Below are 16,291 nucleotides of genomic sequence, written 5' to 3' on the forward strand. Positions count from 1 at the left end.
AGCAGGTTACTTACGTTTAGTTGGTTTAACACGCTGATTGTGCTTTTTAACCGCTTTACGTATTTGGTTTATTTTGGCACGCTTATCTTTGCGTTTTTCAGGCATTACAGAAAGCTTAGTTTGTGTTTCACGTCCTAACTTAACTGTTTTACGTAAATAGTTTACAGTGTCTAGGTCGTATTCAATCCAACCACCTTGTGGTACGCGCTTATCCAGCTCTAATTTACCGTAACGAATACGGATCAGGCGAGAAACTTCCACCTCTTGTGATTGCCATAAACGACGAACTTCTCGGTTACGTCCTTCATTAAGCGTTACATTGTACCAACGGTTTATACCTTCACCGCCCATAGGGTTAACCGTTAGAAATTTTGCTGGGCCATCTTCAAGTTCAACACCACGGGTTAAGTTTTTAATGGTTTCTTTGGTTACTTCACCAAATACACGGGCTGAGTATTCACGTTCAACCTCGTAACTTGGGTGCATGAGTCGGTTTGCTAATTCACCATCGTTAGTAAATAGCATCAAGCCTGCGGTATTAATATCTAATCGGCCAACCGCAATCCAGCGCTCGCCATCAATACGAGGAAGCCGGTCAAATACAGTACGACGACCTTCAGGATCTTTACGCGTGCTTAACTCACCTTCAGGCTTGTTATACATAATTACGCGACAAATTCTATCCGCTTTTTCTTCAATTTTTACTGTATGGCCATCAACGCGAATTGAATCTGTTTCTTCAACACGATCGCCTAATTTAGCCACTTTGCCGTTAACGCTAACGCGGTTTGCATCAATGTATTTTTCCATTTCACGGCGTGAGCCTACGCCAGCACGGGCTAGGACTTTTTGTAACTTTTCACCTTGTATAACACTCATTCGGATGGTTCTCTCACAGAAGGATCACTTAATAACTGGTTAATTTTACTTTGCTGTTGCTCTGGCAAGGCAGGTAAATTATCTAAACCTGTTATCGAAAAATAATCTAAAAATTGTTTAGTAGTCGCATATAGCGCCGGCTTACCCGGCACTTCTTTGTGGCCTACCACTTTAACCCACTCTCTTTCGAGTAGTGTTTTAATAATATTTGACCCCGTAGTAACACCACGCACTTGTTCAATTTCGGCGCGTGTAATTGGTTGCCTATAAGCAATTAGCGATAATGTTTCGAGCAAAGCACGCGAATATTTGGGCGCGCGTTCTTGCCATAAATTACTTAGCCAAGGGCTTAAGCTACTACATGCCTGAAAACGATAACCACTGCCTACTTCTACCAAACGAATACCACGGGTCTGAAAATGTGTTTGTATTGCTGTTATTGCATCGTTTATACGCACCATAGATATTGCTAAATCGGCTAAAACAACATCCTTTAGATGACGTTTACTTAATGGTTTGTCAGCAACAAAAATCGCCGCTTCAATGATCTCAATTAATTGCTCATCACTAACTCGCCGACCCACCATAAACGCTCTTAAACTAATAAACACACACAGCAAACTATTATGCCAGAACTACAGCAAAGTAGGAAAACATATCGAGCAATTTAGTAAATCAAAGCCACAAAAAAAGCCAGTGCACAGCACTGGCTCCTTCCTCACACTTTAAAATGGTGTGCTTAGCTGTTATTGGCGCTTTTAAGTGCGTCGTCTTCAGCGACTGCATTGCCATATTTTTTTATGTAAGTTACAAATTCACGTTTGCTAACACGCTTGTCTTTATTTACATCCATATAGCCAAAGTGATTTGAAATATCATCATCGTCTGCTTCTTCTACCGAAATATAGCCACTTTTATCGTTATCTAAACTCGAGAAACTGCTTTGTATTTTATCAAATTTAGTAATATCCGCTTTAAATGCTGATTCGCTTACTTCACTGTCTGTGGCAACTTTTCCGGTATTTAATTGCATGTACGCATTAAATTCATTGCGACTTATTTGATTATCCATATTGGTATCAATATTTGAAAAGTGTTGCCAAATATTATCGTCATCGGCTTCAACTTTCGAAATAAAACCATCACTATCGTTATCTAAACTTGCAAAGTCACTATCAATTTTATCTAACCCTTGGTTAGATGCACAAGCTGCTAAGCTTAACGTTGCTAAAATAGTAGAGGCTAATGTTAACTTTTTCATAAGACGTATCCTTGTAGTTAATTAATGTCACTTTAACTAATACAAGTTAAATGCCAAAAACACTAACCCCTTAAAATCAATTGGTTACAACTAAAATATAAGTAAAAAACTAACGTAATACATTATAGTAATGAAAGCTTTGCTTCATGCCTTGTAATTTTTGCAAAAATATTGGTGTAATACCGGACATTACAGCGAGTGTTTTTACACTTAAAAGTTCAGCCAATAACTTCCTTGTTTCGGGCGTGTTATGTAAGTGTATTTACTGATATAATTTAACGCATTATATAGAACCAATTTTAAGGTATATGCTATGAAAGTGATTTCTTTCAATATCAATGGTCTGCGTGCGCGTCTTCATCAATTACAAGCTATTATCGACAAACATCAACCCGATATTATTGGCCTACAAGAAATTAAAGTTCATGACGAAGCGTTCCCACTAGAAGATGTACAAAAAATGGGATATCACGTTTATTATCATGGCCAAAAAGCCCATTACGGCGTGGCTATGTTATGCAAAAAAGAACCTAAATCGGTATTTAAAGGCTTTGCCACTGATACTGAAGAATCACAAAAACGCATGATCAGTGTTACCGTAGAGCAAGACAATGGCCGTGATTTAACGGTAATGAATGGTTATTTCCCGCAAGGTGAAAACATTAATCACGAAACCAAGTTCCCATATAAACGTCAGTTTTATAAAGATTTAATGACCCACCTGCAAACAAATCATACCCCTGATGAAGACGTGATTGTAATGGGCGATATTAATATTTCACCTACCAACCTAGATATAGGTATTGGCGAAGTAAATGCTAAACGTTGGTTAAAAACCGGTAAATGTTCTTTTCAACCGATAGAGCGTGAATGGCTGGCAACATTACTTAATTGGGGCTTTAAAGACACCTTTAGAGAGCAAAACCCAGAAACCAGCGATCAATACTCGTGGTTTGACTACCGCTCAAAAGGGTTTTTAGATAACCGAGGCCTACGAATTGATGTTGTACTTGCAACACATGAGCTAGCCGCACGTTGTATAGACACAGGTATAGATTACGAATTACGTGGCATCGAAAAGCCATCAGATCATGCCCCTATTTGGTCTGAATTTAAATAACCCTATGCTTAGCCTCCCAATGCAAGGGCTACTTTGGGCCCTTGTAATCGCTATAAGCTTATTTAGTATTGATAAAGCGACCTATAAAGCACTCTACAATGTACCCATACGCCAAACAGGAGTACTTGCATGTGCGTTGGTGTTTGCTGTTTTATGGCGCATTAAAGCTGGTATTTTAACGGGCCTTGATTTACATATTTTAGGTATTACTGCAGCTACACTTATACTCGGTTGGCGTTTAACTATTTTAAGTAGTGTTCTGGCAACGGCGCTATTAGCCGCATTTGGTTTAATTGAGTTTGAGTTACTGCCAGTGCAATTGCTTATTGGCGCATTTATTCCTATTTTATTGAGCTACTTGGCTTTTATTGTTAGTTATCAGTATTTACCGCGCCACTTTTTTGTTTATATATTTGTATGTGCGTTTATTACGGCTGGGTTTATCGCCTGTATAAAAATAGCTTTAGGGGCATTATTTTATCTTGCTATTGGTCAATATAGCTGGCAACAATTAGCAGATAATTACGTTTACTTAAGCGCTATTATTTGGCTGCCAGAAGCCATGTTAAACGGTATGGCTATTACAATTATGATCACTTATCGCCCACATTGGGTAAAAACTTTTTACGATAAGGACTACCTAGGCTCATGAGTCTTGAATATAGCTGCCCACTGTGTAGCAACTTACTAATAAAAACAGCTAATATGCTTCGCTGTGAAAACAACCATAGTTTTGACTTTGCAAAAGAAGGCTATGTAAATTTATTGCCTGTACAGCAAAAAAACTCAAAACAACCTGGTGACTCATTAGAAATGGTGCAAGCTAGGCGCGCTTTTTTAGAGCGCAACTATTATGCCTTTTTACAGCACGAACTTGGCCAAATTATTAGTAATATAGCAGCTAATAATATTATTGACTTAGGGTGTGGTGAAGGATTTTATACCCAAGCTTTAGCTAGTAATACCCAAGCTACTGTGTACGGGGTTGATATATCGAAGGCGGCGGTAAAATATGCGGCAAAACGCTACAGCAATTGTCACTTTAGCGTGGCATCCATTAGACAAGCACCTTTTAAAAGCTACTTTGCCGATGTATTGGTCAGTGTATTCGCACCATTATTTACTCAAGAACTAGCAAGACTTGCTAAACCCGGTTCAACACTCGTAGTGGCAAGCCCCGGACCTCAGCATTTAAAAGAGTTAAAAGAGTATATTTACTCAAGTGTTAATGAACATACACAAATAGAAGTACCTGCAATGTTTACACAAACATCGCAAACACTCATCACTGAGCAAGTTACCTTAAACTTTAGCGACGTTAAAAACTTAATAATGATGACACCATTCGCGTGGAAGTTCAGACCCGAGCACTGGCTAGCACTCGAAGAAAAAGGTGAACATAATGTCACCTTATCGTTTTATATTACACAATTCACAAGAGATAAAAGCATAGCTGTTGCGCACATATAAAGGCAACAGGCGCTTAAAATTGCTCTTTAGTGAACGTTTTGTCCATTTTATCAAACATATCGTTAAGTAATTCTTCAAGCTCCAAGTAACGGGGCTTTTTTTCGCTGCGCTGTGCTTGATAGCCATTAGCCACCATTTTAGCATAAAGCTCGTTATACCAACGTTGCATAGCAGGCTCTAACTCGGTTTGCGCTCGTTTTCCTAACCATAACAAACCTTGTAAAGGGAGCGATATAAAAAAAAGCGCGCTTGCAATTGCTTGCGGTAAAAAGTCAGAGCCAAGGTAATTTAACTGAAAAAATAACGTTAGCATGGCTAATATTGGCATTACCGTAATCGCCAACTCTGTCGCCTTTATTACTTTAAACTCAGCAAACAAAGGAGCTAATTCTTTTCGCATTGGCCATTTTTTAGCGTACACACGCCCTATTTGTACTTGCGACATCACACTTTTTTGCATCATGACTCCTCATACATAATATCAACACTACCAATAACATTGGTTGTTATCATGATAGTGTAACACAAATTATTTTATATGGAATTTTCATAAAAACACACTAAACGAGTAAAAAATCACTCATACTTTAAGGCCTTTTGTTTGAACATATTTCGTCTCAATATTAATACATACGCTGTTAAGTGCTAAATGGATCTTTTCTAAACTAATAATTTTAAACATTATAATCAGTACGTTAAGCCACTTATACGCCACAATTCCCACAGTTATCCACAGAAAATGTGGACAACATAATTAACCTCACTTTTGCTAACGTAACCACAACTAGCTTAGTTGCTGTTACTGCTTTAATTTAAGGTTAATGATCTATACTATAACCTTATAGTTATTGCTGTTCGTCGGGCTTTTAATATCAAAAAAAGCATTACAATTGCATAGTACAGTCGATACCGATTATATATTAGTAAAAAAACACACCGTAGATTTAGCTATTACCGCTTTGAAAAAAGATGGCTATAACGTAATTTTTGAGTGACTTATGAAACCGCAAACAATAGATTATTTAGCTCAGAATAAATTACCTCGTCATGCCATTAATATTACTAGCCCATTTTCAGGAAAAGTAATAGCACTTAACGAACACCCCGAACCACTTTTTCGCTTTGGCACATTAGGCCCAGGTATTATGGTACAGCTAAACAACCATAAAATATTAGCCCCGTTTGACGGCACTTTGCTGCAGGCAAAAAATGCCGGCACCGAATTTATTTTACAAGCTAAAAACGGCCTAAAAGTACTGATTAATTTAACTATTGCGAGCTCGCAACACATTACCCATACCCACATAGCTCAGTTAAATGGTAGCAAAATAAGTAAAGGCCAACGCCTTGCTTATTTTGATTTACGCGAACTTGATACACCTATGCTAGCAAGTTTAATTTTGCTCAATGGCCACAGCCTAGGTACATTTCACTTTTCACACTTGCAGGTAAATGCGGGTGTCGATACTTTATTAACTATTATTAAAAAGAAGTAGATTTATGATCACCCTTTACGGCATAAGCAATTGCGACACTATAAAAAAAGCTAAAAAATACTTAACCGATAACAACATTGAGTTTACTTTTCATGACTATCGCAAAGATGGCGTAAACGAGAGTATGGTTAGCAACTTTGCTGATAAACTTGATTGGGAGCAGCTTGTAAACAAGCGTGGCACCACTTATCGCGCTTTAAGCGATGATGAAAAACAAAGCTTAACTAAAGAAAAAGCGATACCGTTATTAGTTGAGCAGCCTGCAATGATAAAACGCCCTGTACTGGTTAATAATAACGAGTACCACTTAGGTTTTAAAGCAGCACAATACGATGAGATTTTTAAATAATGACAAATGACGTAATCGCTCTAGCGCAAGCCTTAATACAACGCGAATCAGTAACACCTGAAGATGCTGGCTGCCAGCAAATGATGAACGATAGATTGCAAGCAGTTGGCTTTAACATCGAATCGTTATTTTTTACCGATACCTTAAATACTTGGGCACGCAAAGGGACGCAATCGCCACATTTTTGTTTTGCCGGGCACACCGATGTAGTCCCCACAGGCCCTGAGAAAAACTGGCAGTACCCGCCATTTTCTGGCCTAGTTGAAAATGGTTTATTACACGGGCGCGGTGCAGCCGATATGAAAGGCTCATTGGCAGCTATGCTGGTTGCTACTGAACGTTTTGTAACAAAGCACCCAGACCATAAAGGCTCTATTTCTTTTTTAATTACTTCAGATGAAGAAGGCCCATTTATAAACGGCACTACTCGGGTAATTGACACTCTTGAAGCTCGCGGTGAAAAAATAGATATGTGTTTAGTTGGTGAGCCTTCATCTCGTGATGTATTAGGCGATGTAGTTAAAAATGGACGCCGAGGCTCACTGACCGGCTTTTTAACTGTTAAAGGTATACAAGGGCATGTGGCATACCCGCAGTTAGCGCAAAACCCTATTCATTTAACTACCCCTGCACTCACTGAGCTAAGCCAAACAGTATGGGATCACGGTAACGAGTACTTTCCCGCCACTAGTTTTCAAATTTCAAATATAAATGGCGGCACTGGGGCCGGTAATGTGATCCCCGGGGAGTTAGAAGTACAGTTTAACTTTAGGTTTAGTACTGAAGTTACTCATACGCAATTACAACAACGCGTTAACGCTATTTTACAGCAGCATAATTTAAATTATGAATTAAGCTGGATTGTAAACGGCCAACCGTTTTTAACAGAGCACGGCCCACTGGTTGACGCCACAGTAAAGGCAATTAAATCGGTAACCGGTTTAACAACAAATCTAGAAACGACTGGCGGTACATCAGATGGGCGTTTTATTGCTCAAACCGGCGCTAAAGTAATTGAGCTTGGCCCGCGCAATGCCACTATTCATAAAGTAGATGAATGTGTAAGTACCGATGACTTAATTGCACTGTGCGATATTTACGAGCAAATTTTAGAAAACCTACTAACGTAATGGACTCAAAAAAAACAACCACAATGTGTATTACAGGACAAAGTGATACGCATTTAACCCAAATTCAAAATCATCGTTTGCACTGCAATATCGTTAATGATTTTTTAGCACTGCAAAGTGCCGCAAAAACAGCAGGGTTTGAGCTTACAATAGCTTCCAGCTTTCGTGACTTTAACCGCCAAGCGGCTATTTTTAACGCTAAATTTTCAGGTGCACGCCCTGTTTATAATAAACAACAGCAAGTTGTTGAATTAGATAACTTAAGCGATATAGATAAATGTATTGCCATTATGCTCTACTCTGCACTGCCTGGCGCAAGTAGGCATCATTTAGGGACCGATTTAGATGTGTTTGATAAAGCGGCAGTGAGTGATGATTACCAGTTGCAACTCACGCCCGATGAATATCAACAAAGCGGCCCATTTGCCCCACTGAGCGACTGGCTAGATGCTAACTTAGCACTATTTGGGTTTTATCGGCCTTATCAGCATGACTTAGGTGGTGTAGCCCCCGAGCTTTGGCATATTAGCCATATTAAGCAGTCGCAATTACTGGTTAATATGCTTAGTCTGCAAGTACTTCATGAGTGTATAAGTAATAGTGACCTATTAGCCAAAGAGGCTATTTTAGCCAACTTACCCATGCTTTATGAGCGCTTTATAATAAACGTTAGCCCTGTTTAACAGGGCTGTTTTTTATTGAGCGTAAATACCAGCACTGCCCCCAAAATAACACTGCTGGCAACTATAAATTGCACGGTTAACTGCTCAGATAAAAACACCACGCCCGCAATGGCAGCAAGCACAGGTACACATAGCTGCACCACTGCTGCTTGGGTGCTTTTTAATTTTGGCATTGCCGTATACCAAATACTGTAACCAATACCTGAAGCTATTGCGCCACTGGCAGATGCAAGTAACACCCCTTCTATGCGGATACTTTTTATATAACCCATACCTATTATTAGCAATATAGGCAAAGCAACTAAGCTGCGAATAAAGTTAAATGCAGAGGTTCTCAGTGGTGATATACAAGCTTTGCCTCGTATACTATAAACACCCCACGCTATGCCACTAATGGCCATAAGGGTCGCTCCAAATAATGAAGGTATTGCTGCAGAGGGCAACATTAAATAAACAAAACCGGCAAAAGCGCTTATAAATGCCAACCATTGTAATAGACTCAATTGCTCTTTTTTATAAATTCCCCAGCCAATCATAGTAAGTTGTACCGCGGAAAATAAAATAAGTGCACCAGTGCCGGTATCAAGCTCTATATACGCGATAGAAAAACACAATGCATAAACAAGCAAACTAATACTACTTCGCCAACTTCCTGTATCTTTTAATATTTCGCTATTAAACGTACCATTACGTTTTGTAGTATTAGTATAAAGCAGCATAATAATGGCTAAACATACAGCCCCGCTAAGTAAGCGAATAACAGTAAAGTTCCATGCATCTATATACCCTTGTGCGAGCGCCATTCTGCACAATAAAGAGTTAGCGGCAAACGCAATTAAAGCACTTAAAGTGTACAACGTTGTTTTCAAAAACAATCCTTAGCTAAAATAAGTACAGTTAACACTGCTAATTTAATGATTTTTAGATTTAGTTATTATAATAACATTACAATATTAATACGATTAACGCTTCGTTCACTGCTCGGCAGTTATGCTACGCTTTTTTACAATATTTCACATATTTTTTTAATGGGTGTATGTTAATCTTATTAAGTAAATTTAAAGGAGTGCTCAGTGCGCCGTAGCTTAATATTTAGTTTTTGTTTTATTTTAAGTGGTTGTAGTACCATAGGATTTAGCGATCTATTTAATGACTATGCGACTCAAGTAACCCCTGTAAGACAAGCAATAGAGAGTAACAACATAGCGCAAGCGCAGTCGCTTATTGCTAAAAATAGTAGTATGCACAGTAGCTACTTACTTAATCAATTAGAGCAAGCGCGCCTTGCCGACTTAGCTAATATGCAAACCGATGCGCAAAGCCAATTTGAAAACGTTTATCAACAAGTACAAAACAAGCGCGAGGCTGCCAAAGTTCAGCTCAGTAGTGGGCTTGAACAAAGTAATGCTTTATTTACCAACGACTCGGCTATTACTTATATACCCGCCCCTTATGAAATGAGCATGCTGCATAGTTATAAAGCGCTTAATTACGTATATAAAAATGATGTTGAAGGTGCATTAGTTGAAGTTAGGCGAGCTAATAAAGTACAAGTAGACGCACTTATTCAAAATCAGGCAGCGCTAGATTCCGCTACAAAAGAAGCGCAGCAGCATTATCCAAGTATGAGTAAGGTTACCCGAGACGTTAAAAATGGCTTTCAAAATGCTTATACTTTTTATTTATCCGCTTTATTGTACCAAAGCAGTAAACAGTATGATGATGCCTACATTGACTATAAAAAAGCACTCGAAATACAACCCAACAATATTTATTTGCAACGTGATGTACTTCGCCTTGCTAAAAAACAAGGCTTTGATCAAGACCTAAGCGACTTTAAAAAGCGCTTTGGTGAGGCAGCAAATATACCGTCTGAACAAGGCGAAGTAGTTATATTATTTGAACAAGGCTTAGTGCCTAAGCAACACGAATTTAAATTACGTTTACCTATTTTTACCTCTGGTGGTAATGCACGTTTTTATAGCTTAGCTATGCCAGTTTATAAAGACAACGCCTATGTTCGTAGCATTAATAACATCAGTATTAATGCCCAAAACTTAGTATTAAGCCCGCTAGTGCACATAGAATCACTGGCTGCTAAAACGTTAGAAGATCAAATACCTGCCAGAATAGCGCGGCAAATACTGCGTTTAGTCGCCAAAGAAAAAGTACGAGCCGAACTGGCGCGTAGCACCGGAGACGTAGGGAATATAATTGCGAACATTTATAACTTAGCCTCTGAGCAAGCCGATACACGCAGTTGGCTCACGCTACCAAATCAAATAAGTGTGGCGCGAAGTAGCTTAAACAGCGGCGCACATTCATTAACCATAGGCACGCAAGCGCCAATAAATTTTACCGTTAGTAAGCAAAGGTTAACCTTAATTTATCTAACCTCTATAAATAACTACTTTAATTATCATGTAGTACAACTCTAGGAGCGATTATGAGATACATAATGCCATTATTTGCGGTTTTAATACTCAGTGCCTGTGCTGGCAAACCAGACACATCGGGTATAGCAATTGAGCAAGGTAATAAAACATTTAATCAGCAACTACGTGTTGATAACCCAGAGCTTGGTGAGAAACTAGCTATTAGTGACGTAAAAACACGTCAAACAAACCAATTAACTGACGTGGTAGTTACCTTAGCAAGCCAATATAAAAAGTCGCAATACTTACAGTATCAATTTAATTGGTACGACAAAGACGGCTTTGTTATTAAGGGCAATCACTCCCCTTGGCAAGCAATTACCTTATTTGGCTTTGCACAAACACAATTATCAGGCCTAGCACCCAGCCCAGATGCAGTTACCTTCTCATTAGCAGTAAGAGAAGTGTCTACCGATGCGCAAGAATTTAAAGAATAAAGGAAATAACAATGATCATACGTAAAAAATTCAAAACAGCTTCAACTTACGCGCTTATTGGTTTAAGTGCATTAGTATTAAGTGGTTGTGCAAATAAAGCGGTAGTTAGTTATGGCGACGCACAAGCCGTAGAAACCACTGACATTAACTTTGGCTCTACCGATTTACAAAAAGTAGCCAGCCAAATGACCGATTCACTATTAAGCTCTCCGGTTGTTGGCACCATGACCGCCAATAAACGCCCTGTGGTATTTGTTGAAAGAATTAAAAACAAAACCAGCGAGCACATTGATACCGAATCAATCACCGACTCTATTTCAACTCAGTTACTGCGTAGCGGAAAATTTAGATTTGTTGATATGACCCGAGTTGAAGCTATACGTGAGCAGCTTAAATTTCAAAACGAAGATGCATTAGTTAACCCCACGACTGCTGTGGCATTTGGTAAACAAATTGGTGCGCAGTATATGCTGTACGGCAACTTATCAAGCATAGTTAAATCCAATGCTGACAAATCAGACGTATACTATAAATTTACCATGCGTTTAATGGATATGGAAAGTGGCTTAGTTGAATGGGCTGACGAAACAGAAATTCGTAAAACGAAAGAAAAATCAACCTTTGGCTGGTAGTCAATAGGAGTTAATTATGAAAGCGATTACTGTATTAATGTGTACATTACTTACGATTAGCGCACCTGCATTGGCTAATTACGAGCGCAATAAAGCAGTAGCAGTACAACAAGTGCTATTTGGCGATGTGCAATCAGTGCGTAATATTACTGAGCAAGAGCTAGTACAAGATCAAAGTAGTGGTTGGAAAACATTTGGCGGCGCTTTGCTTGGCGGCGTTGTTGGTAATCAGTTTGGCGGTGGCAGCGGGCGTACTGTTGCTACTATTTTGGGCTCAGTGATAGGCGGCAATGTAGCGCATAATCAACAGCAAAAAAGCCATTACCAACAAACTCGTTTAGTAGAGTTATTAATACAAGTTGAAAATGGCGATCAATTTATGGTGGTTCAAAATCAAGACCAATCAATGCGCTTTAGCAAAGGCGATAGTGTAAGGCTGGTGTATTTAAACGATAACAGCGTACGTGTTGATAAAGCCTATTAATAGCAATTATATTAACTTTAGCATAAGTAAAAACGAGCCTAAATTGGCTCGTTTTTTGTGTGTTTTAAAAGTTAGCCTTGTCGGTAATCTTTAAAAAAGCGCTGCATTTTAGTCATCGCATCCGTTAAATCATCTTTGTTGGGTAAAAACACCAATCTAAAATGATCAGGCTCAGGCCAGTTAAATGCACGCCCATGCACCAGTAATATTTTTTCGGCTTTGAGTAAATCAAACATCATTTGCTCATCGCTTTTAATATTAAAGCGCGCGGTATCTACTTTAGCAAAAGCATATAAGGCACCTTTTGGTTTTACGCAGCTAATACCCTCTATTGCATTGAGCCCGCGCCACGCTATATCACGCTGTACATACAAACGCCCGCCTGGATTAATTAGGTTGTCGATTGATTGTACTCCGCCCAATGCTTGTTGAATGGCATATTGAGCAGGTACGTTAGCGCACAAACGCATAGATGATAAAATTTCTAGGCCTTTGCGTAAGTCACTCATAACCGACGTACGCCCACTTAACACCATCCAGCCCATTCTTAGGCCAGCAGCACGGTACGTTTTTGCTAAACCGTTAAAGGTAATAATAGGCACATCGTCGCACAGTGCACCAATTGAGCTATGCGTAATGCCGTCGTATAAAATCTTTTCGTAAATTTCATCACTTAACAGTAGTAACTTGTGCTCACGCGCTATGTCAATTAACTGCTGCAGTAAATCATCGCTATACACAGCCCCTGTCGGGTTATTTGGGTTGATCAATACTAATGCTTTGGTTTTAGAGGTGATTTTACTTTTTATATCCGCAATATCCGGAAACCAATCTTGCTCTTCATCACATAAATAATGCACCGGATTGCCACCAGAGAGCTTAACTGCAGCGGTCCACAGAGGGTAATCGGGAGCGGGGATAAGCACTTCATCGTCATTATTTAACAATGCCTGCGTAACCATTTGAATCAGTTCGCTAACGCCATTGCCAATATAAATGTTATCTACATCTAAATTATATAAACCGCGTTGTTGATAATGCTGATAAATAGCCACCCGCGCCGAATAAAGCCCTTTAGAATCACAATAACCTTGGGCTGAATATAAATTGCGAATAATATCGCGGTGCATATCTTCTGGCATATCAAAGCCAAACGCAGCCGGATTACCAATGTTTAGCTTTAAAACTTTTTGGCCTTCGTCTTCCATTTTTTTAGCTTGCACTAAAACAGGGCCGCGAATGTCATAACAGACACCGTCTAATTTATGACTCATTTTAATTTCTGACATTACTACCTCTAAAGGGCACGAATAACCCTTAGAATAACTTAGTAAAGACGTAAAACACTAGTCAATTTAGTAACTTAATACTGAAATAAATTCATGTTTAATGCCTAAACCTACGCCTTTACTTATCTGCTTAACGTGATGCCAACCAGTTATTTAATAGCGTTTGAGATTGCGCCACTTGCGTCATTAACTGCGCTGATGCAGCAGTGGCTTGAGCTAAGTTATCGTTATTTAAACTTTGTTCAATTTCACCCGCTACCGCGGCCAAGCTATCGGCACCAAATTGAGCCGCATTCGACTTTAAACTATGAGCGTGGCGCACCGAGGCTTCCTTGTCTTGCCCTATTGTGGCCAACACTTCTGAGCCTAAGCGCTCAAATTCCACACAACAAAAGTCGAGAGTAGCTGCAAATTGCTCACCTAATAACGATTTCATACTCTCTAATGCTGCTTCGTTAATACTTACTTCTGTCATATTTTAACCCTTAAAAACAATCTATACTTAATTAACCTTAATCTATAACACTCTATAGCTAAGCGTAAAAAAATCCAACTTAATTACCTTATAAATGTATAATTACTCATAATGTACCTTCACCAAAAGTAGTTTAAATGGCTCGCCCACTGTGTAATTTTTGTTTGTTCGCACTTAATACTTGTATTTGCAGTGCTGTAACCTCTATTAACAATAAAGTAAAAGTAATTATTTTACAGCACCCTAGTGAAGAAAAGGTAACAAAAAACACGGCTAAATTATTAAATTTATGCCTAGCTGATTGCCAAATAATCAAAGGCGAAAGTAATAACGACTTTGCGCAGCTTCGTGCCCTACCTGCCAGCTCAACCGTTTTACTTTACCCTAATGAGCAGGCTATAAATTTAGATAATAACGACGCGCTAAACACACTACTGCCTATTACGCACTTAATTGTTATTGATGGTACATGGAAAAAAGCCTATAAAATTTTACAGCTAAGCTCGCTACTGCAACGATTTAAAACTGTAAGCTTTGCTAATTTACCTAAAAATCGTTACACAATACGTAAAGCTCCCCGCGCAGATAGCTTGTCAACGCTTGAGGCCGTTGCACATAGCTTACAGCTTATTGAACAGTTAAACCCTGCCCCACTTTATAATTTACTTGATGAATTAATACAAAAACAAACCCAACACATGCCTGCTCACGTAAAAGCACGTTACTTATAATGTATGATTAGTTTTTATAAATGATATTAGCGATGCGTAACTATCAAAATAGATTAAAACGCGGCTTTAGCCGTCAAGGTCCCGATTATCGTTTTGACGATCAAGTTGATTTTAGCGATATAAGAGACACTTTCGGTTTTAGATCTATGGTGATAGGTAAATGGGTAAACAAAGAAGAGCGCTACATTGGTGCTAATTTAATTTATGATGCACTTGCCGATTTAGCACAAATACTGCACTTACCACCTAAAGCAATTGGCCTGCGCGGTAAACTCAATTTTGCGTTTGGTGCTGGCGGACAAAAGCATGTACAAGCGCATTATAATGCAGCTAGCCAAACGCTTGCACTTGCAAAAAATGCCGGCGGTGGTGCGCTCGCCCATGAATGGTTTCATGCTTTTGATCATCATATAAGTGAGCATTTATTTGCAGCAAAACCACGCTTTGGTTTTGCGTCTAAACTGTGGTTATCAAACACGCCTAATTTATCGCATCCGCTCAATAATACGCTTAATGACTTTTACAAAAACGTGTTTTTAGATGCACAGGGCATTGCTGCAAACCGCTTTGTACAAACGTGCATTGAATACGATAAAGCAAAAAATATGAATTACATGAGTATGCCCGAGGAGCTAGCAGCGCGTTGCTTTGAAGCCTGTATAGCCAGCCACCCGCATATAAAAAATAGCTTTTTAGTCAGTGGGCTAAAAAGTAGTGATTTAATATACCCAGATGATGAGCACATTAACACTGCAAATAAAGCGCTTAACCAGTATTTTGAACTACTAGGTTATGCGCTTCATAAGTTAGATAAGTAAAGTGCTTTATTTAATCATTACCTGTCGTCGCTAATACGACTTGCTACGGCACTGTTTTGATCTTTGTACTTAGCATCTTTGCGCGTATTGTAAGGATTAGCACAAGGGCCTGTAAGTGTTTCAAAGCTCATAGCACCAATTTTCATCATAGGTCTTAGTGCCAAAGGAAGTTTACCTGAGTTATAAAACTCTAAAACAATATTACCACTCCAACCGGGATCAATACGATGCGCGGTTACATGCACCATTAAACCTAATCGTGCCAGCGATGAACGTCCATCTAACCAGCCTACAATGTCTGCTGGCAGTGTTACTTTTTCATAGGTAATAGCCAGTGCAAGCTCGCCTGGGTGTAAAAAAAATGCTTCGCCTTCATCTAGCACAATTTCGTCGCTCATGATTGACTCCATGGCTTTATTGAGCTGATCTTTAGGGCCACTTAAATCTACATATGCTGCTGTATGTGCATGAAAAGTTCTAAATTTATTACCTAAGCGTAAGTCGGCAGTAACACCCGAAATCATCTCATCTGTGGGTGCAGGCTCAATAACAATACGGCCATCGTTTAGGTATTCTTTAATATGTGTATCTGAAAGTCTCAT

At 39.1% G+C, this 16,291-nt stretch carries 21 protein-coding genes; 13 read left to right on the forward strand and 8 right to left on the reverse strand.

The features are described from left to right. Window positions 1-6: 6 nt before the first annotated feature. From rluB to HC000_RS00625, 3 genes are all read right to left on the reverse strand, one after another. On the reverse strand, window positions 7-879 hold the full coding sequence (gene rluB, locus HC000_RS00615) for a 23S rRNA pseudouridine(2605) synthase RluB (protein WP_011328023.1): 873 nt from the start codon (window positions 877-879) through the stop codon (window positions 7-9). Next, window positions 876-1,466: an SMC-Scp complex subunit ScpB gene (scpB, locus tag HC000_RS00620; protein ID WP_086994328.1), complete on the reverse strand. Its 591-nt coding sequence runs from the start codon at window positions 1,464-1,466 to the stop codon at window positions 876-878. The genes rluB and scpB overlap by 4 nt, the downstream gene beginning before the upstream one ends. A gap of 152 nt (window positions 1,467-1,618) precedes the next feature. Continuing rightward, window positions 1,619-2,140 carry a calcium-binding protein gene (locus tag HC000_RS00625; protein WP_058373266.1) on the reverse strand — a complete coding sequence of 174 codons (522 nt, stop codon included), beginning with the start codon at window positions 2,138-2,140 and terminating at the stop codon, window positions 1,619-1,621. A 313-nt stretch (window positions 2,141-2,453) separates the two neighbouring features. Between HC000_RS00625 and xthA the strand changes: the two genes are divergently transcribed. Genes xthA through HC000_RS00640 form a run of 3 tightly spaced genes read left to right on the forward strand, consistent with a single transcriptional unit; the run spans window position 2,454 to window position 4,730 of the window. Further along, window positions 2,454-3,260: an exodeoxyribonuclease III gene (xthA, locus tag HC000_RS00630; RefSeq protein ID WP_011328020.1), complete on the forward strand. Its 807-nt coding sequence runs from the start codon at window positions 2,454-2,456 to the stop codon at window positions 3,258-3,260. A gap of 4 nt (window positions 3,261-3,264) precedes the next feature. Further along, window positions 3,265-3,912, forward strand: coding sequence for an energy-coupling factor ABC transporter permease (locus HC000_RS00635; RefSeq protein WP_041454686.1), 648 nt, complete (start codon window positions 3,265-3,267; stop codon window positions 3,910-3,912). Beyond that, complete coding sequence (locus tag HC000_RS00640) at window positions 3,909-4,730, forward strand: L-histidine N(alpha)-methyltransferase (protein WP_179806627.1); 822 nt, start codon at window positions 3,909-3,911, stop codon at window positions 4,728-4,730. The genes HC000_RS00635 and HC000_RS00640 overlap by 4 nt, the downstream gene beginning before the upstream one ends. A gap of 13 nt (window positions 4,731-4,743) precedes the next feature. Here the strand turns inward: HC000_RS00640 and yfbV are convergent, their stop codons facing one another. Next, on the reverse strand, window positions 4,744-5,190 hold the full coding sequence (gene yfbV / locus HC000_RS00645) for a terminus macrodomain insulation protein YfbV (RefSeq protein WP_011328017.1): 447 nt from the start codon (window positions 5,188-5,190) through the stop codon (window positions 4,744-4,746). 538 nt (window positions 5,191-5,728) lie between these two features. On the opposite strand from yfbV, the gene HC000_RS00650 reads away from it, so the two are divergent. The 4 genes from HC000_RS00650 to HC000_RS00665 are packed head-to-tail and all read left to right on the forward strand — an operon-like array spanning window position 5,729 to window position 8,388. Then, window positions 5,729-6,226, forward strand: coding sequence for a PTS glucose transporter subunit IIA (locus HC000_RS00650; protein ID WP_179806628.1), 498 nt, complete (start codon window positions 5,729-5,731; stop codon window positions 6,224-6,226). Window positions 6,227-6,230: 4 nt separating this feature from the next. Beyond that, on the forward strand, window positions 6,231-6,575 hold the full coding sequence (locus HC000_RS00655; protein ID WP_086994314.1) for an ArsC family reductase: 345 nt from the start codon (window positions 6,231-6,233) through the stop codon (window positions 6,573-6,575). Continuing rightward, window positions 6,575-7,705 carry a succinyl-diaminopimelate desuccinylase gene (gene dapE, locus HC000_RS00660; protein ID WP_011328012.1) on the forward strand — a complete coding sequence of 377 codons (1,131 nt, stop codon included), beginning with the start codon at window positions 6,575-6,577 and terminating at the stop codon, window positions 7,703-7,705. Before HC000_RS00655 ends, dapE begins: the two co-directional genes overlap by 1 nt. Further along, complete coding sequence (locus HC000_RS00665; RefSeq protein WP_179806629.1) at window positions 7,705-8,388, forward strand: M15 family metallopeptidase; 684 nt, start codon at window positions 7,705-7,707, stop codon at window positions 8,386-8,388. The genes dapE and HC000_RS00665 overlap by 1 nt, the downstream gene beginning before the upstream one ends. Here the strand turns inward: HC000_RS00665 and HC000_RS00670 are convergent. After that, the gene (locus tag HC000_RS00670; RefSeq protein ID WP_179806630.1) at window positions 8,385-9,257 is read right to left on the reverse strand and encodes a DMT family transporter; all 873 of its coding nucleotides are present in this window, start codon (window positions 9,255-9,257) and stop codon (window positions 8,385-8,387) included. The two genes, HC000_RS00665 and HC000_RS00670, sit on opposite strands and share 4 nt — an antisense overlap. Window positions 9,258-9,461: 204 nt before the next feature. Between HC000_RS00670 and HC000_RS00675 the strand changes: the two genes are divergently transcribed. The 4 genes from HC000_RS00675 to HC000_RS00690 are packed head-to-tail and all read left to right on the forward strand — an operon-like array spanning window position 9,462 to window position 12,376. Then, entirely contained in the window at window positions 9,462-10,826 is a 1,365-nt protein-coding gene (locus tag HC000_RS00675; protein WP_179806631.1) for an adenine DNA methylase, read from the forward strand. A gap of 8 nt (window positions 10,827-10,834) precedes the next feature. Further along, the gene (locus HC000_RS00680; RefSeq protein WP_011328007.1) at window positions 10,835-11,260 is read left to right on the forward strand and encodes a YcfL family protein; all 426 of its coding nucleotides are present in this window, start codon (window positions 10,835-10,837) and stop codon (window positions 11,258-11,260) included. Between the two features lie 11 nt (window positions 11,261-11,271). Beyond that, a complete protein-coding gene (gene lpoB / locus HC000_RS00685) occupies window positions 11,272-11,892 on the forward strand; it encodes a penicillin-binding protein activator LpoB (protein ID WP_011328006.1) in 621 nt (206 codons plus the stop codon). A 16-nt stretch (window positions 11,893-11,908) separates the two neighbouring features. Further along, window positions 11,909-12,376, forward strand: coding sequence for a glycine zipper 2TM domain-containing protein (locus tag HC000_RS00690; protein ID WP_011328005.1), 468 nt, complete (start codon window positions 11,909-11,911; stop codon window positions 12,374-12,376). A gap of 71 nt (window positions 12,377-12,447) precedes the next feature. Here the strand turns inward: HC000_RS00690 and HC000_RS00695 are convergent, their stop codons facing one another. Together HC000_RS00695 and HC000_RS00700 are read right to left on the reverse strand one after the other, a co-directional pair. Next, window positions 12,448-13,665, reverse strand: a complete 1,218-nt coding sequence (locus tag HC000_RS00695; protein ID WP_089368185.1) for a pyridoxal phosphate-dependent aminotransferase — start codon at window positions 13,663-13,665, stop codon at window positions 12,448-12,450. A 130-nt stretch (window positions 13,666-13,795) separates the two neighbouring features. Next, window positions 13,796-14,140: an Hpt domain-containing protein gene (locus HC000_RS00700; RefSeq protein ID WP_179806632.1), complete on the reverse strand. Its 345-nt coding sequence runs from the start codon at window positions 14,138-14,140 to the stop codon at window positions 13,796-13,798. Between the two features lie 137 nt (window positions 14,141-14,277). Here HC000_RS00700 and HC000_RS00705 point away from each other — a divergent pair, with 137 nt between their 5' ends. Together HC000_RS00705 and HC000_RS00710 are read left to right on the forward strand one after the other, a co-directional pair. Beyond that, complete coding sequence (locus HC000_RS00705; RefSeq protein ID WP_179806633.1) at window positions 14,278-14,871, forward strand: tRNA-uridine aminocarboxypropyltransferase; 594 nt, start codon at window positions 14,278-14,280, stop codon at window positions 14,869-14,871. A gap of 32 nt (window positions 14,872-14,903) precedes the next feature. Beyond that, complete coding sequence (locus tag HC000_RS00710) at window positions 14,904-15,689, forward strand: CLCA_X family protein (RefSeq protein ID WP_179806634.1); 786 nt, start codon at window positions 14,904-14,906, stop codon at window positions 15,687-15,689. 17 nt (window positions 15,690-15,706) lie between these two features. Here HC000_RS00710 and dcd read toward each other — a convergent pair whose 3' ends face one another. After that, window positions 15,707-16,291, reverse strand: coding sequence for a dCTP deaminase (gene dcd, locus HC000_RS00715; protein WP_011328000.1), 585 nt, complete (start codon window positions 16,289-16,291; stop codon window positions 15,707-15,709).

Origin of the sequence: Pseudoalteromonas sp. MIP2626 (assembly GCF_013414205.1) — a bacterium.
Lineage (GTDB): Bacteria > Pseudomonadota > Gammaproteobacteria > Enterobacterales > Alteromonadaceae > Pseudoalteromonas > Pseudoalteromonas nigrifaciens.